Origin of the sequence: Flagellimonas meishanensis (assembly GCF_019880545.1) — a bacterium.
In the GTDB taxonomy this organism is placed as follows: domain Bacteria; phylum Bacteroidota; class Bacteroidia; order Flavobacteriales; family Flavobacteriaceae; genus Flagellimonas; species Flagellimonas meishanensis.
Window position 1 is genome coordinate 32,902 of record NZ_JAINVW010000001.1, and the last position, 23,065, is coordinate 55,966.

At 43.7% G+C, this 23,065-nt stretch carries 23 protein-coding genes; 10 read left to right on the forward strand and 13 right to left on the reverse strand.

What is annotated here, in order from left to right:
- Positions 1–3: 3 nt before the first annotated feature.
- Together K7G75_RS00145 and K7G75_RS00150 are read right to left on the reverse strand one after the other, a co-directional pair.
- On the reverse strand, positions 4–861 hold the full coding sequence (locus K7G75_RS00145; RefSeq protein WP_222981508.1) for a helix-turn-helix domain-containing protein: 858 nt from the start codon (positions 859–861) through the stop codon (positions 4–6).
- A gap of 101 nt (positions 862–962) precedes the next feature.
- Positions 963–1,889 (reverse strand): DUF6607 family protein, encoded by a 927-nt coding sequence (locus K7G75_RS00150; protein WP_222981510.1) that lies wholly within the window; start codon positions 1,887–1,889, stop codon positions 963–965.
- Between the two features lie 103 nt (positions 1,890–1,992).
- Here K7G75_RS00150 and K7G75_RS00155 point away from each other — a divergent pair, with 103 nt between their 5' ends.
- Genes K7G75_RS00155 through K7G75_RS00165 form a run of 3 tightly spaced genes read left to right on the forward strand, consistent with a single transcriptional unit; the run spans position 1,993 to position 5,431 of the window.
- Positions 1,993–4,092 (forward strand): TonB-dependent receptor plug domain-containing protein, encoded by a 2,100-nt coding sequence (locus tag K7G75_RS00155; RefSeq protein ID WP_222981512.1) that lies wholly within the window; start codon positions 1,993–1,995, stop codon positions 4,090–4,092.
- A 12-nt stretch (positions 4,093–4,104) separates the two neighbouring features.
- The gene (locus K7G75_RS00160; RefSeq protein WP_262420207.1) at positions 4,105–4,983 is read left to right on the forward strand and encodes an IPT/TIG domain-containing protein; all 879 of its coding nucleotides are present in this window, start codon (positions 4,105–4,107) and stop codon (positions 4,981–4,983) included.
- 1 nt (position 4,984) lies between these two features.
- A complete protein-coding gene (locus tag K7G75_RS00165; RefSeq protein ID WP_222981513.1) occupies positions 4,985–5,431 on the forward strand; it encodes a DoxX family membrane protein in 447 nt (148 codons plus the stop codon).
- A gap of 55 nt (positions 5,432–5,486) precedes the next feature.
- Here K7G75_RS00165 and K7G75_RS00170 read toward each other — a convergent pair whose 3' ends face one another.
- Positions 5,487–5,906, reverse strand: coding sequence for a nuclear transport factor 2 family protein (locus K7G75_RS00170; RefSeq protein ID WP_222981514.1), 420 nt, complete (start codon positions 5,904–5,906; stop codon positions 5,487–5,489).
- 157 nt (positions 5,907–6,063) lie between these two features.
- Between K7G75_RS00170 and K7G75_RS00175 the strand changes: the two genes are divergently transcribed.
- From K7G75_RS00175 to K7G75_RS00190, 4 genes are all read left to right on the forward strand, one after another.
- Positions 6,064–6,795, forward strand: coding sequence for a hypothetical protein (locus tag K7G75_RS00175; RefSeq protein WP_222981516.1), 732 nt, complete (start codon positions 6,064–6,066; stop codon positions 6,793–6,795).
- 383 nt (positions 6,796–7,178) lie between these two features.
- Entirely contained in the window at positions 7,179–8,042 is an 864-nt protein-coding gene (locus K7G75_RS00180; RefSeq protein ID WP_222981518.1) for a hypothetical protein, read from the forward strand.
- A 94-nt stretch (positions 8,043–8,136) separates the two neighbouring features.
- A complete protein-coding gene (locus tag K7G75_RS00185; protein WP_222981520.1) occupies positions 8,137–8,919 on the forward strand; it encodes a hypothetical protein in 783 nt (260 codons plus the stop codon).
- A 249-nt stretch (positions 8,920–9,168) separates the two neighbouring features.
- Positions 9,169–9,912, forward strand: coding sequence for a DUF2971 domain-containing protein (locus K7G75_RS00190; RefSeq protein WP_222981522.1), 744 nt, complete (start codon positions 9,169–9,171; stop codon positions 9,910–9,912).
- Between the two features lie 58 nt (positions 9,913–9,970).
- On the opposite strand, the gene hemL is transcribed toward K7G75_RS00190, so the two are convergent.
- The 5 genes from hemL to K7G75_RS00215 are packed head-to-tail and all read right to left on the reverse strand — an operon-like array spanning position 9,971 to position 13,590.
- Entirely contained in the window at positions 9,971–11,260 is a 1,290-nt protein-coding gene (gene hemL / locus K7G75_RS00195) for a glutamate-1-semialdehyde 2,1-aminomutase (protein ID WP_222981524.1), read from the reverse strand.
- Positions 11,257–11,526: a hypothetical protein gene (locus K7G75_RS00200; RefSeq protein ID WP_222981526.1), complete on the reverse strand. Its 270-nt coding sequence runs from the start codon at positions 11,524–11,526 to the stop codon at positions 11,257–11,259. Before K7G75_RS00200 ends, hemL begins: the two co-directional genes overlap by 4 nt.
- A gap of 1 nt (position 11,527) precedes the next feature.
- Entirely contained in the window at positions 11,528–12,346 is an 819-nt protein-coding gene (locus K7G75_RS00205; protein WP_222981528.1) for a glucosaminidase domain-containing protein, read from the reverse strand.
- The gene (locus tag K7G75_RS00210) at positions 12,343–13,251 is read right to left on the reverse strand and encodes a 1-aminocyclopropane-1-carboxylate deaminase/D-cysteine desulfhydrase (protein ID WP_222981530.1); all 909 of its coding nucleotides are present in this window, start codon (positions 13,249–13,251) and stop codon (positions 12,343–12,345) included. Before K7G75_RS00210 ends, K7G75_RS00205 begins: the two co-directional genes overlap by 4 nt.
- 9 nt (positions 13,252–13,260) lie before the next feature.
- A complete protein-coding gene (locus K7G75_RS00215) occupies positions 13,261–13,590 on the reverse strand; it encodes a hypothetical protein (RefSeq protein ID WP_222981532.1) in 330 nt (109 codons plus the stop codon).
- A 171-nt stretch (positions 13,591–13,761) separates the two neighbouring features.
- Here K7G75_RS00215 and K7G75_RS00220 point away from each other — a divergent pair, with 171 nt between their 5' ends.
- The 3 genes from K7G75_RS00220 to K7G75_RS00230 all read left to right on the forward strand — a co-directional run bounded on the left by K7G75_RS00220 (position 13,762) and on the right by K7G75_RS00230 (position 16,417).
- The gene (locus K7G75_RS00220) at positions 13,762–13,923 is read left to right on the forward strand and encodes a DUF5522 domain-containing protein (RefSeq protein ID WP_222981533.1); all 162 of its coding nucleotides are present in this window, start codon (positions 13,762–13,764) and stop codon (positions 13,921–13,923) included.
- A 63-nt stretch (positions 13,924–13,986) separates the two neighbouring features.
- Positions 13,987–14,562 carry a DUF4136 domain-containing protein gene (locus K7G75_RS00225; RefSeq protein WP_222981535.1) on the forward strand — a complete coding sequence of 192 codons (576 nt, stop codon included), beginning with the start codon at positions 13,987–13,989 and terminating at the stop codon, positions 14,560–14,562.
- Positions 14,563–14,665: 103 nt separating this feature from the next.
- Entirely contained in the window at positions 14,666–16,417 is a 1,752-nt protein-coding gene (locus tag K7G75_RS00230; protein ID WP_222981537.1) for an aromatic amino acid hydroxylase, read from the forward strand.
- Here K7G75_RS00230 and K7G75_RS00235 read toward each other — a convergent pair.
- From K7G75_RS00235 to alaS, 5 genes are read right to left on the reverse strand one after another with little or no spacing between them, the layout of a single operon-like run.
- Positions 16,414–18,096, reverse strand: coding sequence for a M1 family aminopeptidase (locus K7G75_RS00235; RefSeq protein WP_222981540.1), 1,683 nt, complete (start codon positions 18,094–18,096; stop codon positions 16,414–16,416). The two genes, K7G75_RS00230 and K7G75_RS00235, sit on opposite strands and share 4 nt — an antisense overlap.
- 49 nt (positions 18,097–18,145) lie before the next feature.
- On the reverse strand, positions 18,146–18,760 hold the full coding sequence (locus K7G75_RS00240; RefSeq protein WP_222981542.1) for a DUF4230 domain-containing protein: 615 nt from the start codon (positions 18,758–18,760) through the stop codon (positions 18,146–18,148).
- A gap of 2 nt (positions 18,761–18,762) precedes the next feature.
- Positions 18,763–19,719 carry a GSCFA domain-containing protein gene (locus K7G75_RS00245; RefSeq protein WP_222981544.1) on the reverse strand — a complete coding sequence of 319 codons (957 nt, stop codon included), beginning with the start codon at positions 19,717–19,719 and terminating at the stop codon, positions 18,763–18,765.
- 15 nt (positions 19,720–19,734) lie between these two features.
- Entirely contained in the window at positions 19,735–20,391 is a 657-nt protein-coding gene (locus K7G75_RS00250; protein WP_222981546.1) for a hypothetical protein, read from the reverse strand.
- Positions 20,388–23,060, reverse strand: a complete 2,673-nt coding sequence (gene alaS, locus K7G75_RS00255) for an alanine--tRNA ligase (RefSeq protein WP_222981548.1) — start codon at positions 23,058–23,060, stop codon at positions 20,388–20,390. The genes K7G75_RS00250 and alaS overlap by 4 nt, the downstream gene beginning before the upstream one ends.
- Between the last annotated feature and the right edge of the window lie 5 nt (positions 23,061–23,065).

Genomic DNA, 23,065 nt, shown 5'->3' on the forward strand with positions numbered 1-23,065 from the left:
AAATTAGCGGCGTATCTCGCTGGGCCGGAAGCCAAACTTTTTGGAAAAGGCGTTCGAGAAAGAACTTAAACTGTCGTAGCCCACATGCCAAGCAGCCTCCTGGACCGAGGCCTCTTCATTCCGCAACAGTTCATGGGCCTTTTTTAATCGCTCGTTCTGCAAGTATTTGAAAACAGGTACACCGAACGCCTGTTTAAAGTTCTTTTTCAATTTGAAACTGTTGAGGCCAATTTGAAGGGAAAGCTCCGACAAGGAAGGCGGATTGTCCAGATTATTGGACAAAATCTCCTTGGCGGTTTCCAACTTTTCCCGTTCGGAAGTTTTCATGGTATCCGTACTCATCATGGCCAACTGACCAAAAAAGTGGGACAGCAAGGCGGTAATCTGACTGCGGAAAAACATCATTTTCGTTTTGCCTTCATATTGGTTATTGAAGATTTGGTTCACAATCGATTGCATCTCTGGGGTCATAAAAAACCGCGGCCCCTCCACATAGTTATCGGATGGATTCACCAGTTGCTCCAAAAGTTCAGAAAAAAGCTCTCCCTCGGCATTCGGCAATTTCTCCAAATTTCGGGGTGAGGTGGCGATTACGATACATTCCAAAGGTTTGTTGGGAGAAACGGTATGCTCGGCTTCAACCGTTTCATCTGCAAAAAAAGACAGGGCCAAGCCTTTGGTATTGCGATACTTTTGCTCCTTATCAGCATATTTCATCGCCAGTTCCACATTTCCTGATCCATAAAAAGCTACGGCAATTACGGGTTCATCAAACCAGCAAGAATCGGTGATCACTTTGTCCGCATTGGCTTCCTCAACCAGTATAATAAAATCATTGATGTTGATAACGTCTCGGGTCATGCCTTGAAGTTAATCAAATTTGAAAAAAGTTCCAGATCAGATCATATTACAAAACAAAAAAGGCCGTGAAAAATCACGGCCCTTCCTAATAGCTTATCCTTTTATTTGACCATAACCTGACTGGATTCAGCTTTATCTGCCACAAAGCGGTTAAGGACTTTGAGCACCTCCTCACTTTTGGCTCCCTCTCCCTCCAAAGCATGTAGGTATGTATAGAGTGGCTTGTCATCCACTTTTTTCAACAAGGTCAAATCGCCTTCGCGATCATACACTTGATTCCATGCCGTGCGGACCTCAGCCCAGAAATCCTTGTGTCCTTGCCACCAGTCCAATGCAATTTGACATTTTTGCGCATCCACTTTTTTGTAGATGTTCATTCCTTTTTCCTGGGCCAATAAAACATCCTCTCCCGTTTCATTTCTTACAATTTTGTCATTGTCCTGCTCATGCACCCATCCGTAGGAGGTGATTTCGTGATGATTGCCACGCTTCATTACATTATAATCACTTCGTTTGGAATACTCCCTACGGGGCAATGGGGAATCACTTTTGTTTTCCCAATAATGTTTGCCATCCACATGCACCCACGATGAAGAACCGGAGTATCGAGGGCTATCATCCACCTGATACACTTTTTGGGTCCATTGCCCTTGCACCTTATCCGCAGGCAAGGAGCTAAAGGTCCAGGTGTTGTCCTGATCATAATGGAACACCTTGGCATTCTCATAGATCCAATCTTGGCGCCAATGTTTGATCACTGAACTGTCGTTAATGACCAATAAATGTTGGATGGATACTTTGTCATCTTCGTTTACAATGGGCAATGCCAACTCCAAGGCAGAAGCGGTGTAGTCGGGTTTTTTTTCATACTCGGCATCCGGAGCGAAGGTTTCGGTGTACTTAAAGGTAATCTCGTAGCAGCCGCACATATCGTTGATGGCCTTCCTATCCAGTTCCTTATTGTTTTGGGCCTCCGAAACATAAAATGTTCCCAGGGCGATGGCTAAAATCAGACTTGTTTTCTTCATAATGGTAGTGAATCAGATGTGTTTAAAAAATTGAAATAAATAATATTGTTTTTATTTAGATTGATTAAAAATAAATATATATTTGTCGCAAATCTAAATAAGAATGAGTCTAAATAAAAATAATTTTCTGATTATTTTTTTCGTTTTTAATGCCCTTGCCACCTTAGGCCAAGAAAAAGCAGCCAACGACTCCATTCTAACCGAAAATTTGGATGAAGTGGTGGTCACGGCCACGCGCACGGTACGCCAACTCTCCTCCCTACCCCTTCCCGTGACCTTGATTCCCAAAGAACAGATTTCCCGTTCCGGAGTAACACGGTTGAATGAGATCCTGAACGAACAGACTGGAATTGTAATGACTCCGGATGTGACCATTGGTGGTGGCGAAGGGGTTCAGATTCAAGGCATCGCTTCCGATTATGTTATGGTGTTGATTGATGGGGTACCCGTGGTGGGCAGAAGCTCGGGAAATTTGGATTTGAGCCGTTTTGCCATCGGCAACATCAAACAAATTGAAGTGGTCAAAGGGCCATCCTCCAGTCTTTTTGGTTCAGAAGCACTGGGCGGGGTCATCAATATCATCACCGAGCGACCGAATTCCGATAAAATCACAGGACAAATCTCTCATCGGGCAGCCTCTTTCAACAATCAGAACAGTACCATCAGCCTTAACCAAAGAAAAGGGAAACTGGGCTATTCTGTTTTTGTGGACCGTTTGAGTACCGATGGCTTCGACCTTACCCCAAATCAAGAGGGGCAGACCGTGAATCCCTTTTTCAATTACACCTTGAATGGAAGGCTATATTTTAATGTCTCCGAAAACCTAAAGGCATTTGCCTCGGGACGCTATTTTTTACAGGATTTTGACATCCCTTCGGGCACCAGTGAGGAGCGGGACGGCAATCTACATTTGCGATTGGACCATAAGCTTACCGACAAGTCCCGTTTTGAATACGAATTCTACTATACCAATTACATCACCAACGAGCAAACCGTAGATCCCATTAATGATGAAATCCTGCTCGACAACGATTTTGACCAAAAACTCTTTCGCCCCGAAGTACGTTTTAACCATGCCTTCCGTCCCAAAAATACCTTGACCCTTGGAGGCGGCTATAATTTGGAAACGCTGAATCGTTCCCTGTTTGCGGATGAGATTACCTTCAACTCCCAATATGTGTTTGCCCAATATGATTTTAGGCTTTTGGACAAACTCAACATCATCGCCGGGGCCCGTTTTGACAACCACAGCGAATATAATTCACAATTGAGCCCGAAACTATCTGCCCGTTACGATTTGAATCCACATTGGGCCATAAAAGGTTCGGTGGGCAGTGGTTTTAAGGCCCCAGATTTTAGACAGCTCTATTTGGATTTCACCAATGCGTCGGGAGGTGGCTATTCCGTGTTTGGCAAAGAAGTGGAAGCCGAGGGCATCCGAAGATTGCAGGCCAACGATGAAGTGGCCAACTTGGCCGTGAACCCCAATGACCTTGGTGAGCCCTTGGATGCCGAGAGTTCGGTAGGCATCAATTTGGGTGTGGGCTTCAAAAAAGGAAAATTGCGCAGTGACCTGAATTTCTTCCGCAACGACTTCGAAAATCTGATTGACACTCGCATTTTGGCTGCCAAGACCAATGGACAAAACGTTTTTGGTTACATCAACCGGGAAAGTGTGTACACCCAAGGGCTGGAAGTGGACCTACAATATAAGGCGTTTGAAAATCTAAATCTTTCCGCAGGCTATCAATTGCTCTATGCGTTCGATAAGGATAAGGAGGATGCCGTGGAGAATGGAGAGGTCTTTGGGCGCGATCCCGAAACCTTGGAAACCATCCGTCTGGAGCGCAGCGATTACTTCGGTTTGGAAAACCGTTCCCGGCATACTTTAAACTTCAAGGCATTTTACGAAGTGCCGGAATGGGGTGCCAATGCGAACCTGCGCGTCGTGTACCGCAGTCGGTTTGGACTTGCCGACCGTAATGGGAACGATGTGCTGGACGAATTGGACAATTCCTTTGTGGATGGCTACGCCTTGGTAAACCTTTCCTTCGGAAAGACATTTTACGAACATTATCAATTGCAATTGGGGGCCAATAACTTGTTGGATTTCCAAGGATCAAATCCATTGGCCACCCAGGACAACGAACAATTGATCAATCCCGGAATACAACTTTTTGCAAGACTCAATATTCAATTTTAAAATCACCATTACATGAAAACTACCTTGAAACTATTCAGCCTATGTACTTTACTGTTCGCCTTTATGGCCTGTAGCGATGACGACGGGGATACCGTTGCGGAATTTACCGTGACCGCCATCACGCCGGACTCAGGAACCGTGGGCAGCGAAATAACCATCACCGGAACCAATTTTCCTGATGTTTCTGCCATCAACTTGACATTCGGTGGCGTACCGGCGACCATAAACTCAGCGACCAGGACCCAACTAGTGGTAACGGTGCCCACAGGCGCTACCTCGGGAGCAGTGACCATATCCGCCAATGGATTTACGAAGGATGCCACCACTTCATTCACGGTTTTGGCCAATGTCGTGAGTGGTAACATTGAAAATCTGGAAGCCCCACAAACAGGAAGCCAAGGGGAACCCGCAGGCGGACCCTTTACCAAGTTCAGTTTTGAAACGGGAGCCGTAACCGATAGCGATACCGAATGGGACATCGCCTTTCGCGGGACCACCATAGCCGTGAACGGTGGCACCGTAACGGGAACCAACGATGAACCCGAACGAAACGGAAACGGGGGCGCGACCATCGAAACGGGATTGTTCACCGAGGTAACCTCAGCTGCTGGACTCACTTTTGACGTGGATGCCGATGGGGCTTTTGCCATCCCGACCGGAAGCGGCGAAGGTTGGTACAACTACAATCCCGCTACGTTTACCCTAAGCCCAGTCCCTGGGCGGGTGTTGGTGTTCCGCACCCATGATGGCAAATACGCCAAGGTGGAGATTTTAAGCTATTACCGGGATGCACCAGCAGTACCCGACCCATTTATGGATGAGTCCCGGGTGTATACGTTCAACTATGTGTACAACCCCAATGCTGGAGAAACCAGTTTAGCCGCCAACTAAGATGAAAGCGATCAGCATACTCTTTATCGTGTTCCGTTTGGTTTTGGGTGGCTTTATGATCTATGGCGGCATTCAAAAGTTCCAAAAACCCATTCCATCACCCGTAGAAGTGGTGGAAAAGGCTGAAAAGTTCACTTCGCCCGAAAAGGAAAGCACCCTACAGAAAATTTTGTACATCAGTGGGGCGAAGCAGACCGGCTATTTTTGGCAGGTATTGGGCATTTGCGAGCTATTGTTTGGCCTGTTGCTCATTTTGCAGGGCAGCAGTTTTGTAGGCGCGGTGTTCTTGTTGCCCATCACCTTGCACATTTTCCTGTTCCACTTGTTTTTGGAACGGGACGAGCTGGGCGAACTGCTCCAGACCGGAGGTCTGTTTCTCATCAACATATTGTTGGTGTTGAAAGAAAAAAGGAAGTGGCAACACCTCTTATGGATCAAACCGATTTAGTTTCGATTTTTTAGCTAGTTAGTTGAAAGACGGGGCTTTGGCCCCGTCTTTTTTTTTATTTCAACTTCCGTTCACTTTCCAAAATGGGCACATCATTGATGCTGGCATAGCGCTTTTTCATCAAACCATTTTTGTCAAATTCCCAATTTTCGTTGCCATAAGCGCGAAACCACTCGCCCTGTTTATTTTGATATTCATACTCAAATCGGACAGCAATCCGGTCGTCGCCATGCGCCCAATATTCCTTTTTCAGTTTATAGTTTAGCTCACTTTGCCATTTCTCGGTCAAGAATTGCTGAATCGCCTCGCGACCATTAACGAATTGCGAACGATTGCGCCATTCGCTGTCCACCGTATAGGCCTGCGACACTTTTACGGGGTCTTGGCTGTTCCAGGCATCTTCTGCCAGTTGTATTTTTTGTTGGGCCGTTTCCAAGGTAAAGGGAGGTATCGGGTGTTTTATTTCTTGATCCATAGTTGTGCTGTTTACAAACTATGTCGGAAACGAATGCAAAACACTACACTCAAAAATGAGCGCCCGGTTTTATCCATTCCATTTCTTTTAACTATCTTGTCGTCAGTTTCTTTCCCCCGCTTTTATAAAAGCTCCCCCCTAAAACAGATAGCCGATTATGAGCAAATACAAAACCCTCCACCTATGGATGCTTCTTCCCATGGTGTTGATGCAATTTGGAATTTTTAGGGATTATTGGGGTGATTTTACGGACAACGCCTGGTCCGTGCACATCCATTATTGGACCGGAACCCTTTGGTACCTCTACCTGATTTTGCAACCGTACTATGCCACCCACGGCAAGTTGGACAAACACCGCACCAACGGAATTATTGGTATGTTCTTGGCCGGAGGGGTATGCATTACCGCGTTGAGCATGCTGCACCGTGATATTGTAAATGCCGACCTTTCTGCAGAACTCGGGGAACAATTTGGACCTTTTGGACCCTGGTTTTTTATGGGCGTAGCTGCCGTGGAGATTGTAATGATTACCGCCTTTGGCTTTGCCGTGATTATGAGCATCATTAAACGCAAAAGTCTGGAAGATCATGCCTGGTGGTTGATCAGTACGGTCTTTATCATTATGATGCCCGCATTGGGGCGTGGCATACAGAATGTGTTTGTGTTGATACATCTAGAAGATTGGCCCAATATAGACATTATGGCTCCGGTCTACTTGACCCAGGCGCTGATCATTGCGCTGATCCTCTTGGCCGCCTGGAAATACCAAAAACTAAAACACCCAGCCACCTATTTAGCCGTTTTGGTAAACGTCTACACCTGCTTTTTGGAACCCTTGGGCCGCTCCGAAGCCGTCGATACCTTTTTACGCTATATCATCAAAGGCTAGAATTCTCTCACATTGTCCAATGATAATTGTTCAATGTTTATTGGCCATTGCCCATTGATTATTGACCATTGCTCATTGCTTACTGGTCATTGTAAATTGTACAAAACCCCCAGTTTTTTTAAGGTTTTTGTGCAATAAAAAAAGGGTGGTATTTGGTATTTTAGGATTCTTCCCCAACAGACCTTAACCCTTACCCCTTATTGGATTAAAAGGATGATGAAATGTGTCGATTGCATGCCAATATGGGCATATAATAATGTACCTATGATGATATGAATAAGTTGGTATTAATTATGAAAGCAAAACTAGTATTCTACAAATCACCTATTGTTCAGTGTTAACTGAATTAATTTCAAAGCTATTAACCATTAAAACCAAACCAAATGAAAACAAAAAACATTTTTTTATTCGTATTTGCCATTTTATTTTCTTCTTGCAATAGTGGCAGAAATCTATTCAAACCATATGGTTCTTGGATAACTGCAAATTCTAATGAATCCTACCAATTAAGAAAAGCACCTGGGGACAACACTGATATTAGAGTACGAAGAATATCATCTCAAAACTTTCCATATTCTTTTTACAAGCAAATAGACAACGATTCCATATTTAAATTTGAGAAAATTGCAGGAGAAAATAATCTTTTATCGATGGAATTTGAAACCGAAGATAAAGGCTATTTCAAGGTGGGTAGTAACGTTGAACTTGCCTATAGAATGGAGAAAAAAGAGGAGCCATCGGAAGAATTGCTAAACGAGGCAATTGCGAGAGAGGTTAAACGAAGATATCCACTTATGTTTAAAAATTTTAATAGCGGCAAAATCAATGGCAATGCATGGCGGTTTGAAAACTGTGACATTAAATTGAGTAAAACGGGAATTATTTCAATAAGTGGCAGACAAAAAGTTAGTCGTTGCACTGGATTTACAGGAAGAGTAGTTGCTATCTTATTGGATGAACAAGGAAATGAGTTAGGCAGAGCGTTTTTTAAAGGACAAGGAATTGACCCAAAATCATTTTGTAAATCAAGAACCAAAGGTTATAATGACGCCTTGAATTTTAGTAACTCAATGACACCTAAAGAATTGAGTGAATTAATTGTTGGAACTTATAGAATTCAACTATATGCAGAAAGGTCGGGCTCAGGTGGTCAAAGAATAACAAAGGTTGTACAGAATTTGAGCAAAATTTCGGACGATTTAGCAAATATTGGTGCAAATGTCCAAAAAATATACAGTTATTTCTAATTACATTCAAATAAATAACTAATGCCAACATTAGCTATGATTAATTGCTCAGTCACTACTCATGGCCGAGACCGTTGGTGATATTTAAAAACTGATGATAGATATTTATAAGTACATCTTTGAAATTCCACTATATCAAAAAGTCGAATTGCAATCTGATGATAAAATCAGTGAAATTGAAGAGTTTATAAACGGTTCATTCAAAATTGATGCCTACAACCCAAGTTTAAAAGAGAATACCACTTATCAAGTTTCTACTGTTCCAAAAAGAAAGCAGTTCACGCAATTAGGGACTTATACGGACTATTATACACATTCGATTAAATGTGTTAGGACTGGAGAAGAGTTTAGAGCTTATTCTTTCTTCAATGGAGACGCTGGAACTCTTCAAAAAATTGGACAATTTAAATCTATTGCGGATTTTCATATATCACAGATTAAACAATATAAATCAGTTCTCTCAAAAGAGAAACTTAAAGAATTCACTCGTGCAATTGGACTTGCCGCCAATGGTGTAGGAATAGGTTCATTTGTGTATCTAAGAAGAGTTTTTGAGACACTACTTGAGGAGGCTCATCAAAAAGCGCAAAAGGGAGAAGGATGGAATGAAGAAGACTACGCTAATTCTAGAGTTTCAGAAAGAATAAAATTATTGGAAAGTTTCCTGCCAAGTTTCCTTGTGGAAAATAAAGAACTTTATGGAATTATGAGTAAAGGTGTTCATAACCTAGAAGAAAATGAATGTTTAGCCTATTATGATACTGTTAAATCAGGTATTGAGATTATTTTAGATGAAAAAGTTGAGGAATTAGAAAAACTAGAAAAAATCGAGAAAGCTAAAAAACAAATTGCGGCTTTAAACTCGAAATTAAAATAAAACTAATGCCAACAATGGCTATAAGTAATTACTTGTTCTCACCTACCTCTGAAAATACTCCCAGATTTTCAGTTTAGTGTGTACTTGCTAAGTTAAGTGCAAACCCACGCAACTACTCATAGCCGAGACCGTTGTGTCCAATTCAAATAAATGAGAAAATTACCCTCTAAATTATACCACTATTGTTCTGTTAAGAGTTTATTTAACATTCTTAACTCTAAGTCAATTTGGTTATCCAATAGTAACCAAATGAATGATGCGGAGGAATCGACTTGGATTGAACAGTATTTTGATTTAATCAAGGTAGTATTCAAAGAAAGAAAATATAAAAAATATTTAGAAGATGCCTTTAATACTTACGAGTGGAATAGGCTTAACCCTTTCATTTTCTGTCTCTCTGAAAAACGAGATTCATTGAGCCAATGGAGGGCATATTCAGCTGACGGAAAAGGTGTATGCATAGGATTTTCAACCAAAGCTCTTAAAATTAAGAAAGATTCGCCTTGGCCAAATATAAATGCCAACCACACAATTGGTCTTCTGCCCATAGAATATAGCGTGAGAAATCAGAAAAGAAAAGTTGAACAAGAAGCGATAGATTTCAAAAAAATATATGATGACCGACAAGAAGAACTATGGAAAGTATCAAGTGCTTTTCTTGGTATGTCATTGTCATCTTTAGCTCTAACTTTTAAAAATCCTACTTTTTCAGAGGAAAGGGAATGGAGAATAATTCATACACCTACGGAAAGTGGATATGAAGAGGAGTCAGAAACTGAAAAGAGAATGTCTGAGTTAAGATTCCGAGTTTCAAATGATAACATAATTACCTATCATCAATATGATTTGAGTAAATTATTTGACTCTAAGTTAATACCCGAAATAGTTTTAGGACCAAAATCAAAAATAGATATTCGAGAATTAGAGCAATTTTTACAATCAAAAAGCTTAAGTAAGACCAAAATTCTATTGTCCGAGTCGACTTATAGATAAAAAACTACGCCCCCACCCGCCAGAATCCTTCTGGTGGCAATAACAATTCCCCGGGCATCTAATTACGCCATTGAAATATAGTTTTCACCGCCTCAATCGTCCTGTCCAAATCCGCATAGCTTAAGGCATCATTCAAAAAGTAGCTTTCAAAAGCGGAGGGTGGTAAATACACCCCGTTTTCCAACATCCCGTGGAAGTATTTTTTAAAGGTATCGTTATTGCCTTTGGCCGAGGAGGCAAAATCCACCACAGGTTCCTCTGTAAAATGCACCGAGATCATACTGCCAAAGCGGTTGATCTGGTGGGTCACCCCTTTTTCGGTCAACACTTGGGCAATGCCTTTATGCAGGTATTCCGTTTTTTCGGCCAAGCTGGTAAATACCTCAGGTCGGTTGTTAAGTTCGGTCAGCATAGCCAGTCCAGCACTCATGGCCAAAGGGTTGCCACTTAAGGTCCCCGCTTGGTATACGGGCCCCTCTGGGGCCAAATGCGCCATAATTTCGGCTTTGGCGGCAAAAGCGCCCACGGGCAGTCCGCCCCCAATCACTTTGCCAAACATCACCATATCGGCATCAATGCCCAAGGCTTCCTGCGCACCACCCTTGCCCAATCGAAATCCGGTCATCACCTCGTCAAAAAGCAGCAAAATGCCTTCTTGGGTGCAAAGTTTCCGCAAACCGTGGATAAATTCATCGGTAGGGATGATACAACCCATATTTCCGGCCACGGGTTCCAAAATTAGGGCGGCGATTTCCCCTTTGTTGGCTTCCACCAAGGTTTTTACGCTCTCCAAATCGTTATAATTGGCCAAGAGGGTGTCCTTGGCCGTGCCTTGGGTCACCCCGGGACTGTTGGGACTGCCAAAGGTCACCGCACCACTCCCCGCTTGGATCAAAAACGCATCCGCATGGCCGTGGTAGCAGCCCGCAAACTTGATGATCTTGTCCTTGCCCGTGTACCCGCGCGCGAGGCGCACCGCACTCATACAGGCTTCGGTACCGCTGTTTACAAAGCGTATTTTGTCAATATTCGGCACCATGGAAACGGCCAACTTCGCCAATTCGGTCTCAATTTCGGTCGGCATACCAAAGGAAGTGCCCTTTTTGGCCTTTTCCACCACGGCATTGATCACGGGTTCGTAGGCATGACCGAGAATCAGCGGTCCCCAAGAAGCGATATAGTCGATGAGTTGGTTGCCGTCCACATCGTAGAGGTAGGCTCCTTTGGCCTCCTTTACAAAAATGGGGTCGCCCCCCACCGCCTTGAACGCACGTACCGGCGAATTGACCCCTCCGGGGATGTATTTTTTGGCTTCAGCGAACAAGGCGCTGCTTCGTTGGTAGATCATATGGTATTTGTATTCAATTTGTCATTCCGCACTTGATGCGGAATCCACGGTGCGATGCTGGATTCCTGCTTTCGCAGGAATGACATTTCATTCCAATTCATTTTCAATTTGTCATTCCGCACCTGATGCGGAATCCACGGTATGATGCTGGATTCCTGCTTTCGCAGGAATGACACTTTATTCCAATTCATTTTCAATTTGTCATTCCGCACTTGATGTGGAATCCACGGTACGATGATGGATTCCTGCTTTCGCAGGAATGACATTTTACTTTGCTTTCTCCCTTCGGATGTTCAACTCCTGTCCAACGGAAATGGTGTTGCCGTCCAAATTGTTCAACTGTTTCAATTCCTCCACCGAAACGGCATATTTTCTGGATAGGGCATAGAGCGTATCCCCTTTGGCCACCACATGGGTAAACACTTCATATTCCTTGGGTTGGCGCACCACCTCAACGCCACCTCCACGCACTACATCCTCATCGTAGCGGTCCAATCCATAGCGCTCGATAATGGATATGAGTTTTTCTGGGTATCGGCGGTCCGTTGCGTAGCCGGCCTGCCGCAAGCCGTGGGCCCATTTTTTGTAATCGTCCCGTCGGTAGTTGAACAAAAAGGCATAGCGTGACCGGGTGGACAGGAAAACACTGTGATCGCGGAAGGAATACATGGGGTGGTTGTACTTTCGGAAGCACTCTCCCTTTTCGTCATCATCGTGGTAGGCATATTCGCCCTCCCATCCGGTATGGCATTTGATGCCAAAGTGGTTGTTGGTCTTCAAGGTGAGCTCGCCACGGCCCGAACCGCTTTCCAAAATACCCTGGGCTAAGGTAATGCTCGCTGGGATTCCGTAGGCCCGCATCTCTTGCTGGGCAATTTCGGCAAAGGTTTCGATATATTCCTCCGTACTGGCAATCGGAAATTTTACAAACCGTTCCGAGTCTTTCGGTTGCGTGGCGGTTTCATTGGTCGAGTTGTCGCTGTGGGTCCTGTCCACCTCATTTGTCCGCTGGTTGACGGTCCTTTTCTTTGAGCCGCAGCCCGTTAACAGCAACGCCACTATAATTGCAAATCCTAATTGCTTCATCCTATGTCCAATAACGGTAAGTTCTTCTTTTTAAATACCTGGTTCATGCCTGTTATCCCTTGCAATCCCCCGGTATGAATAGCCAAAATTTGGGTTCCTTTGGAAAAAAAATCCTGCTTTATGAGTTCAAAAATACCAAAAAGCAGCTTTCCTGTGTAGATGGGATCCAGTGGAATGCCTGTATTTTTTTTAAAGGTGTTGATGAAATGGACCAAATCGGCATCTATCTTGGCGTATCCCCCAAAATGAAAATCGGTGATGGGTTGCCACGGTTTGCCGTTCGTCAGTTTTTGAATTGTTTCTTTCAAAAAATCCCCTTTCAAGGCCGAAAATCCCAACACTTGTTGATGGGGTTTGGCGCTATTGATGAGTCCCGCCACCGTGCCTCCCGTCCCCACACTGCAACAAATTACATCAAACTTTGCATCAGCTTCGGTCAAGATTTCTTCGCAGCCCTTCACGGCCAAGGTGTTGGTACCGCCTTCGGGCAATACATAAAAATTCCCGTAGTGCGCTTTCCATGCATTCAGGAAAGATGGTTCACTTTTTTTACGATAGCGGCTTCGTGACACAAAATGTAACTGCATCCCATGTTTATGGGCCAAACTCAACGTCGGATTCGATGGCCAAGTATCTTCCAACTCTTCCCCACGAATGATTCCGACGGTCCGAAAGCCTTTTTCATGTCCTGCACAGGCCACGGCCGCAATATGGTTGGAAAACGCCCCACCAAAGGTGAGCAAGGTGGTGCGCCCCATTTTTTGGGCCTCAAGAAGGTTGTACGCAAGTTTTCGGTATTTGTTCCCAGAAATCAACGGATGGATGGTATCCTCCCTTTTGATGCACAGGGTCACACCCTTGTCTTGCAGCAAGGCTACATCCACATATTGGTTCGGAATGTTCAAAGTATTGGCTTATCGCGTCAAATAGTCCAAAAACCCAAAGGTTTTTCGCTGCGAAAGATACACCATATCCCTTTCATGGGCATAGGCCTCGCGTTCAAAACTGATGTTCTGGTAGGCACGGTAGCTGTCCAAATAGAGTAGGGTCCTAAACAGCCATTCCAAAATATACCATATATAAAAAGGTACGATCAGCAATTCCCGCTGTTGTTTTAGGTGGATGCGCTCATGGTTGATCAGCACCTCATCCGTCTTCAGGGAATCTTCCTTAAGAATGATAAAGGGCCACAAAGACAGGCCAACGTAGTTTTTGTAGAAAAAGTGTTTAAAGACTAAAATCACTCAGGCTAGCTAATTTTGATTCTAATATAACAGGAATTGAAACAGAAAATTGGGTGCTTTCGATAATAATAATGACATATTCGGTGAACAACCCATTCCATGGATAATTATAAAAAAGTGGGGGGATTACCAGAATAGCTTAACTTTAATGGACGAATAGGGTTCGTATAGATGAAAGAACAGATTCCCCTGGAAGCGGGTGATTTTTATTTTTCCGAGGAGGGATATCGGGTATTCACAGCGCAGTATCTGCTCAAAAGGGGATATTGCTGTGAAAGCGGCTGTAGGCATTGCCCCTATGGTTTTGACATAAAGACAAGCACTACAAAATAGACCTTCTTCGGCATAATATTTGTGGTTGAATCAGGGTTACCTCAACACATAAAAAAAAGAACTATGAAAAACGTAAAACTATTCTCCCTGTCCGTTTTGGCCATTGCCTTTTTGGCTTCGTGTGCCTCGGTCCGTGTAATCTCCGATTATGACCAGAAAGCGGATTTCAACGCTTACAAGAGCTATGCCTTTTACAAAACGGGCATTGACAAGGCAGAAATATCCGATTTGGACAAAAAACGGATTCTAAGGGCCATCGATAATGAACTGAACACCAGAGGTTTTGTAAAATCGGAGCAACCTGATGTACTGATAAGCATTTTCACCAAGGAACGCGAGCGTGTTGACGTATACAACAACAACTTCGGATGGGGTTGGGGCTGGGGAGGCTTCTACAACCCGTGGGTTTGGGGTCCAGGCTGGGGCTGGGGTTGGGGTCCCGATGTAAGCACACGCACCGAGGGCTCACTTTATATTGATGTGATCGATGCCAAAACCAAGGAGTTGGTATGGCAGGGACGTGGTGTGGGCACCTTGAACAATACCAGCAATATTGAAAGGAAGGAACAGCGCATTCGGGAGTTTGTATCCCAAATATTGAAGGACTACCCTCCGAACACCGCAGTAGCCGTAAACTAAAAAATAACGACCGCCCTTTGGGCGGTTTTTTGTTCGCCATATCCAATGTGCCATAGAAATGCGCAAACGGTTTCGTACCTTTATGCAACCAAAAAAAGGTATAATGAAGTACGAGTCGAATCCCATTTTGGACAAACTGCCCAAGCATTTAAAGCAATATATCAAACCACAGAACTACGATGCGTATTCCGCCATTGACCAAGCGGTGTGGCGTTATGTGATGCGAAAAAATGTGGATTACCTTAGCCGGGTTGCCCATGAATCCTATGTGGAAGGGTTGAAAAAAACAGGGATTTCCATCGACCATATTCCCAATATGTATGGTATGAACCGTATTTTAAAGGAAATCGGTTGGGCCGCGGTAGCCGTGGATGGCTTTATCCCCCCATCAGCGTTTATGGAATTCCAGGCCTATAATGTGTTGGTCATTGCCTCGGACATACGCCAGCTTGAAAATATTGAGTACACTCCGGCCCCGGACATCATCCATGAGGGTGCGGGCCATGCGCCCATCATTGCAAATCCAGAATATGCGGAGTATTTGAGGCGTTTTGGGGAAATAGGCAGTAAGGCCATTTCCAGTGCCAAGGATTATGAACTGTATGATGCGGTTCGCCACCTTTCCATAATCAAAGAAGCACACGGTACGCCCCTGGTGGAAATTGAAAAAGCTGAAAAGCATGTTGAGGAGCTTCAGAACAACATGGGCAAGCCCAGTGAGATGGCCCTGATTCGAAATTTGCACTGGTGGACGGTTGAATACGGCCTTATCGGAACCGTGGATAATCCAAAAATCTATGGTGCGGGGTTGCTTTCCTCCATTGGCGAGAGCACTTGGTGCATGACGGACAAGGTGAAAAAGATTCCCTATTCCATAGAAGCGGCTCATACGGAATTTGACATTACCAAGCCGCAACCACAATTGTTCGTTACGCCAGATTTTGCCTTTTTGAGTCAGGTTTTGGAAGATTTTGCAAACACCATGGCCTTGCGGACCGGCGGACTGTCCGGAGTTAAAAAACTGATTGAATCGCAGGCCCTGGGCACCCTTGAATTGAGTACAGGAATCCAGATTTCGGGAGTTTTCAGCAATGTCATCGAACATGGAGGCAGACCCGTTTATATACAATCCGATGGACCGACTGCATTGGCCTACAGGGAAAAAGAGCTTGTCGGGCACGGCACCCTGTCGCATTCCGACGGTTTTGGTATGCCCATTGGCAAACTGAAGGGGATCAACTTGGCCATTGAGGACATGGGCCCCAGAGATCTCAGGGCCTACAATATTTATGAATCAGAGCGTGTGTCGTTGGAGTTTGAAGGCGGTGTGAAAGTGGAAGGAAAAATTGTTACGGGCACTAGAAACCTTATGGGCAAGATTATCCTGATCACATTTGAGGATTGCACCGTTACCCATGATGGTAAGACCTTGTTTGAACCCGACTGGGGACTTTACCACATGGCCGTGGGACAACAAGTGGTCTCTGCTTACAACGGCCCTGCTGACCTGCAAAGTTTTGATTTGATGACCCATCGGTTGACCGAAACTACCATAAAATCCAAGAAAAATACGGAAAGGCTGCAATTGGAAGCCTATTACAAACAAGTACGCGACTTTAGAGAGGGCAAGAACACCACCATCTCTAGAAATAAAGTATTTCAGGAAATAAAGGTTAAGCATCCTGAAGACTGGTTGCTTTCCGTGGAGTTGTACGAACTGGCTAAAAAGGACGACAACAAAGAATATCAAAAAGAGATTTTGGAACACCTGGAATCGGTAAAGTTGAACAATCCCAAAGTGGGGCATTTGATTGATGACGGTATTCAATTGGTGAATGAAACTCTAGTGAGCTAAAATCCAAATAGTTTCAGATTGTTTTGGGTCAGTTGCAATTGGGGCACTCTTGCTTTTTTTGTGGGAAAGTATTCAATTTTTAGGAATGTCCCTTTGCGTGTTATGCCCAAATTAACTTTGTGGTCCATTTGACCATACCAGATGCTCTGTGAAACCATTTCATCCCCGTTGCGCAATCCTGCTTTCCAAGCATTGCCCTCTGAATCTACATTGACAATGGTTTTCTTATCCTCAGCAAACTGGAATCCCAGATGATACATGTTGCTCTCTGGAACGTAATCAAGTTCCAGCTCATCAAACAATTTAGCAAGATTGATTTTTTTGCCTTCAATGATATGCTTTTCAAAGAAATCTTCAAAACCACGGCCCCAGTAAGGTGTAATCTGTTGCACGAAGTAACCATGGTTCATTTTTTGCCCCAAACGCGAAGCATCCGAAAAAATTTTCTGCATTACGGTGTCCAAGCTTACTTGACCCTCTGACCGCTGTTTTATTTTCTGATCTAAACAAAAAGCGAAAATAGCACCCCTGTAGTAGGGTAACTTCGAATAATCGAAGTTGGTCCAAAAATTGTCATAGTTTATTTCGGAATTCGGCACTTCAACCACTGGCGACGAGAACAACTCCCGAATGGTGCGATTGATTTCGTTGATATAGAAATTGCCATCCAATCCATTAATATTGTTTCTTGAAATGTTTTTAAAGGTGTAGTATTCCGTGAAACCTTCACTAAACCAATATTGCTCTTCCTCATTATCATTTTTAATCGTATGCCCTATCCAATTGTGCATCAACTCATGGTTGAACAAATACACTATTTGATCCATGCTTGTAAACCTATTATTGGAAACTGAAGTGGCAAATGAGTTGGTAAGTCCAGTGCCCTGAAAACTACTCCCATCATTCTGTGGGAAGGGTTGCATGATCACCGTAAAGTACTCCTGGGTATGATCGTTCCAAAAATTCCGTTGGCAGGTCAATGTCTGTTTTAGGACAACCAATACCGCTTCTTCCTGAAACGGGACCCAATCTCCCCGTGTGGCCAAACTGATTGTATTCCCCTTTATGCTATCCCTTAAGACCCTGAAATCTCCTCCCACAAAAATTGCGCTGCCAAATTCTTCTTTTTTAATCTTCTCCATGTGCTGCTGGCGTTCCTGACTTCCAAAACTGTTGTGGATGGTGTACCTATTATCCATATCCAACCAGTTTAGGGTTATACTTAGCTCTGGACCCATGTTTTTGGGCACCATGAACATATTGTGGGAAAAAATATGGAAATATTCGGGTGTTATGATAGGTCTATAAATCTTTCGGGATGAGACATCGTCTTCAAAATCTTGTTTCAATTGGTATTCAAACTCCAATTCCTTGATTTTTTTAGGATATTTCAATACAATCCACCCACTATCACTATTTTTTTGAATAGTTCCCTCAAAGTTGACCATTTGCATAGCATACAGACTATTATGCAGTTCGTTTTGACCCCATGCATCATTCGGAAACTCCAAAATGGTCATTCCATTTGCATCAGCAGGAAACCTCATGTTAATTTTTACCAGTGGAATACTATCCTTCAACAAATGCGAAATTTCATATTGGATTCCTGAGTCTTTTGTTTCACATGCATAGAAGACTACGGAAGAAATGAAAACCAGTAGCCCTTTTTTGAAAATCATAGGAACAAGAATTTTTCAAAAGACGATATCGCCCAGTAAATGTTGCAAATCAATTCAAAATTTCCTGAAGATCCCGATATTCTTCAACAGTTCTTTCTTTATAGGTCAGCTCCCAACCCAACGTGTTTATCAACACATAAATCCGGGCAAGTTCACTTACCAATCGATTTTCAGCATTGGACTTTAGCGAAGATGCTTCCACCTTTCGCATAAGCGAGGCAACAACATTTCGCTTTATGGCATTATAATCCTTGGCACTGAAAGGATTGAGGTAATCCGCAGTTACATCGTAGTATTCAAAATCGGGGTTGATTTTGATTTCAGGTTCCGGAATTTTTGTGATATGCACCTTTTTTTGTGCTTCATCTATTTCATATTCCACTAAAGATAAATCATATCCAACGGTGACCTCCGCATTCACAACCACCAAAGCCTTTTTGTCCGCAGTGACCAGATCACCAAACAATTTCTTCGAATCCTTATAATTGTACACTTCGGAAAAATGTCCTTCGGTCACGATCAATTTGGATACGTTTTTAAGTTCCTGTTGAATGAGCATCGAATTTTCACGAAGTATTGCCCTTTCATTTTGTTCCGACGAGCAAGATTTATAGATCAATACGGACGCCAGAGCAATCAAGGCTCCGGCCAATACTTTTTTCATCACTAAAATTTTACGAAAGGTAACTTTTCTTGAAGATATGCAATTTTAGTTCGAAGTGCTTCCTGGAATTTTTGATGTTGCTTGGATTCTGGGTTAAAAGGTCGGTGTTGCAATCCTTTTTGAATGTGGGCCACATCATCCATCATTTCGTAAACATCAGGATTTATCCATGTCGATTTGAACCTCTCCCAAATATAGTCCACAGCCAATTCATTGGGATGCACCAAATCCTTTTCATAAAATCGGTAGTCCCTCAACTCATCCATCATGATTTCGTAAGCTGGGAAGTAAAAAAGATTTCTCGACTGTTCCCGAAAAGACAATACTGAATGAACAGCAGTGATAAGATGGGATTTGCTTTGCTGATTTTGCACAAAACCATCTTTTAGATGGCGGACCGGGGATATCGTAAAAATAAACTGTGCATGAGGGTTGATTTCTTCTACACTTTTGATGATGTTTTCCAAACTCACCTTGATGGTTTCGACGGTAAGTAGTTTTTTGGAAAATTCGTTTGGCGGCACTTTGTGGCAATTTGCAACAGTATTGCCAGTGGCAACATGGTCATACACCCATGCTGTTCCCAGAGTAATGACGATATGGGTGGCATTTTGCAACCATTCGCGGGTCAGACGAAGACCCCTGTTCAATTTTTCAAGGAGTTCCTCTTGGGTTTTGCCCCGGATATCGGAATGTGCATCGAAACAGTACCAAATGCCATCCCGTTCGAAAACCTCGCTCTGTTGGTACTTGGAATCATGGAGTGCCCTATGGATCAATGTGTCTATGGCAAGTGGATGAAATAAAATGCCAAAGGAATTTTGCAGGGTCTGGAATTTGAAGTAATCTAACTTCGAACCCATATTTTCCACAAAACAGGAGCCCAACAAAAGTAATTTGCTTTGATAATCTATTGGATTTTCTGCTTTTTGTAGCGGAACACAGGTTTGGAGTTTCATGCCAGCATGGATTTGCTATTTGCAGTTGTCGATGCTCTCGAGCATGTTCTTGTACTGTCGTTCCAGTTGTTCTTCCAATTGGTGCAACAAACTCAAAACATGAATAAGACCATCGATATTTTTATCCCGGAGTGCATCGGTGGCGTTCCTGATTTCGTTTCTGACCAATTCTTGGGTATTGTAAAGTGCCTGAAGCTGATACAGACAGTCGTATCCAAACTCATGAAAGATACCGGTGGATTTTGAAATATCCCAGGCAATACTGCTCATCTCGGTGACTTCTAAATTGATGGAGGTATCCATATCGTAGCGATAAAGCCCATTTTCTGCCGGAATCGAATCCACCTTTCCTATAAATTCAGGAAATGTCCGGATAAGTTGTTGGATTTCCTCCGGAGGTACCAGTAGTTCGCCATGCTTTTCTTTCAATCTCCCTATTTCAGAATAAAAAGCGGGTATTTTTTGATTTTGGGCACTGTTTTCGACGAGTTCTTCCAGATTGGCCTCAATTTCGCCCTTAATCTTGTTCAGCGCAATCTCCTTATCTTTTTGAATCACTTTGGAATTATTCCAATCGTTGAACCAAATGGCCAAGTTGATGCCCACAAAAAGCAGGAGTATTTCTCCGACTATATATTTCCAATTGAGGGTCTTTGTTTTGAAAAAACTCATTTTTCCACGGTTGCGCTTACGATATCCTTGGCATGGGCAAGGGCAGCTTCAATGCCTGAAGGATTTTTACCTCCTGCGGTAGCAAAGAAAGGCTGTCCACCGCCACCACCTTGGATGTGTTTTCCAAGCTCCCTTACAATGTTTCCCGCATGTAAACCACTGTTGGACGCCAATTCCTTGGAAATGTAACAAGAGAGCAAGGCTTTTCCTTCGGTTTCGGCCGCAAGAAGCAGGAACAGGTTGGAAACCTGTCCGCCCATTTCATAGGCCAAATCCTTGATGCCACCAGCATCCAAATCCACTTTTTTGGCCAAGAATTGAATTCCGTTGATTTCCTTCAGCTCTCCTATCAATTCATTTTTAAGGCCTTTGGCCTTGTCTTTCAACAACTGCTCCACTTGTTTGCGAAGGGCCGTATTTTCATCCTGAAGGCTTTCCACCGCTTTCACAGGGTCCTTGGCATTGTTCAACAAATCCTTGATTTCGAACAACATGCGGTTATTTTGAAAGTAAAATTCCTTGACGGCATCGGAGGTTATGGCCTCGATTCTTCGAATTCCGGCAGCCACAGCGCCCTCGGAAACAATCTTGAAATGCCAAATGTCGCCTGTGTTCTTCACATGCGTGCCCCCGCATAATTCAATGGAGTGTCCAAAACGAACGGTTCGCACGGTATCGCCATATTTTTCACCAAAAAGTGCCATAGCGCCTTGCTCCAAAGCCTCCTTCATGGGCAAGTTTCTATTTTCTTCCAAGGGCAACTGTCCTTCTATTCGGGCGTTGACAAAATTCTCCACCTTGCGTAGTTCCTCGGTGCTGAGTTTGGAAAAATGGGAAAAATCGAACCGCAAATATTTGGAATGCACCGCAGAACCTTTCTGTTCCACATGGTCCCCCAAAACTTCACGAAGGGCCTGGTGCAATAAATGCGTAGCGGTATGGTTGCAGGCCGTCCTCCAACGTTGTTTTTCGTCCACAACAGCTTTGAAAGTTCCCGAAACATCTTTGGGCAACGAAGCCGCAAAATGCACTATTTCGTTGTTCTCCTTTTTGGTGTCCACAATATAGGTGACATCACCATTGGTAGATTCCAGATAGCCTTTATCGCCCACTTGGCCTCCTCCCTCAGCATAGAAAGGAGTCAAATTGAAAACCAACTGGTACTGTTCCCCTTCTTTTTTACTGGTTACTTTGCGATATTTTACCAGTTTCACACGGGCTTCCAACGTGTCGTAGCCCACAAATTCTTGCTCAGTGTTTTTTAGGAGAATGTGCCAATCGCCTTTGGAGACTTCTGATGCAGATCGAGAACGGTCTTTTTGTTTCTCCATCAACTCATTAAATCCTTCAACATTAACTTCTAAACCATTTTCAGAAGCTATCAGTTGAGTTAAGTCTAACGGGAATCCACAAGTATCATAAAGATAAAAGGCCATACCACCCGTAATCATTGCTTTTTCACTTTCAACTTTGGCCTTTAACCTTTGGTCTTCCATGACCTTAATGGTTTCAATTTGAGCTTGAAGTTGATTCATTCCAAAGTCAATGGTTCTTAAGAAAGAGCTTTCTTCTTCTTTGATCACATTTTCAATCAACTGACGCTGATCGCGAAGTTCTGGAAAACTGTCGCCCATAACCTCGCCCAAGACTTTCGCAAGGCGATATATGAACGGTTTCTTGGTGTTGAGAAAGGTGAATCCATAGCGGATTGCCCGGCGAAGGATGCGACGAATCACATAACCAGCTCCGGTATTGCTTGGCAATTGGCCATCAGCAATCGAGAAAGCCACCGCTCGAATATGATCGGCAACCACGCGAATGGCGATATCGGTTTTTTCGTCCTTCCCGTACTTGCTTCCGGTTATAATCTCTATTTCCCGAATGAGCGGAGTAAAAATATCCGTGTCGTAATTGGACTTAACCCCTTGCAAAGCCATGCACAGTCGTTCAAAACCCATGCCCGTATCCACGTGCTTTTCGGGGAGGTTTTCCAAGCTCCCATCCGCTTTGCGGTTATATTGCATGAATACAAGGTTCCAAATCTCTACCACTTCTGGATGGTCCTTGTTGACCAACGACGCCCCTGAAATTGCCTCCTTCTCCTCTTTGGACCTCAAGTCAACATGGATTTCGGAACAGGGACCACAGGGACCTTGGTCGCCCATTTCCCAAAAGTTGTCCTTTTTGCTTCCCATGATGATTCGGTCCTTGGGCACAATTGCTTTCCAAAGGTCGAAGGCCTCTTTGTCCATCTCCAGCTTATCCGCATCATCACTTCCCTCAAAGACTGAAACGTACAGACTGTCCTTATCTATTTTATATACATCGGTAAGCAGTTCCCAGGCCCAAGCAATGGCCTCTTTTTTGAAATAGTCCCCAAAACTCCAATTGCCCAACATCTCGAACATGGTATGGTGGTAGGTGTCCTTACCCACCTCTTCCAAATCGTTGTGCTTCCCGCTTACACGCAAACACTTTTGGGTATCGGCAATCCGTTTTGCCTTGGATTCCGTATTTCCCAAAAAAAACTCCTTGAACTGATTCATCCCGGCATTGGTGAACATGAGGGTAGGGTCATCTTTGATGACCATGGGCGCAGAAGGAACTATTTTGTGCCCCTTCCCTTTAAAAAAGTCTAAAAATTGGGCTCTGATTTCTCGGGATGTCATCGGAA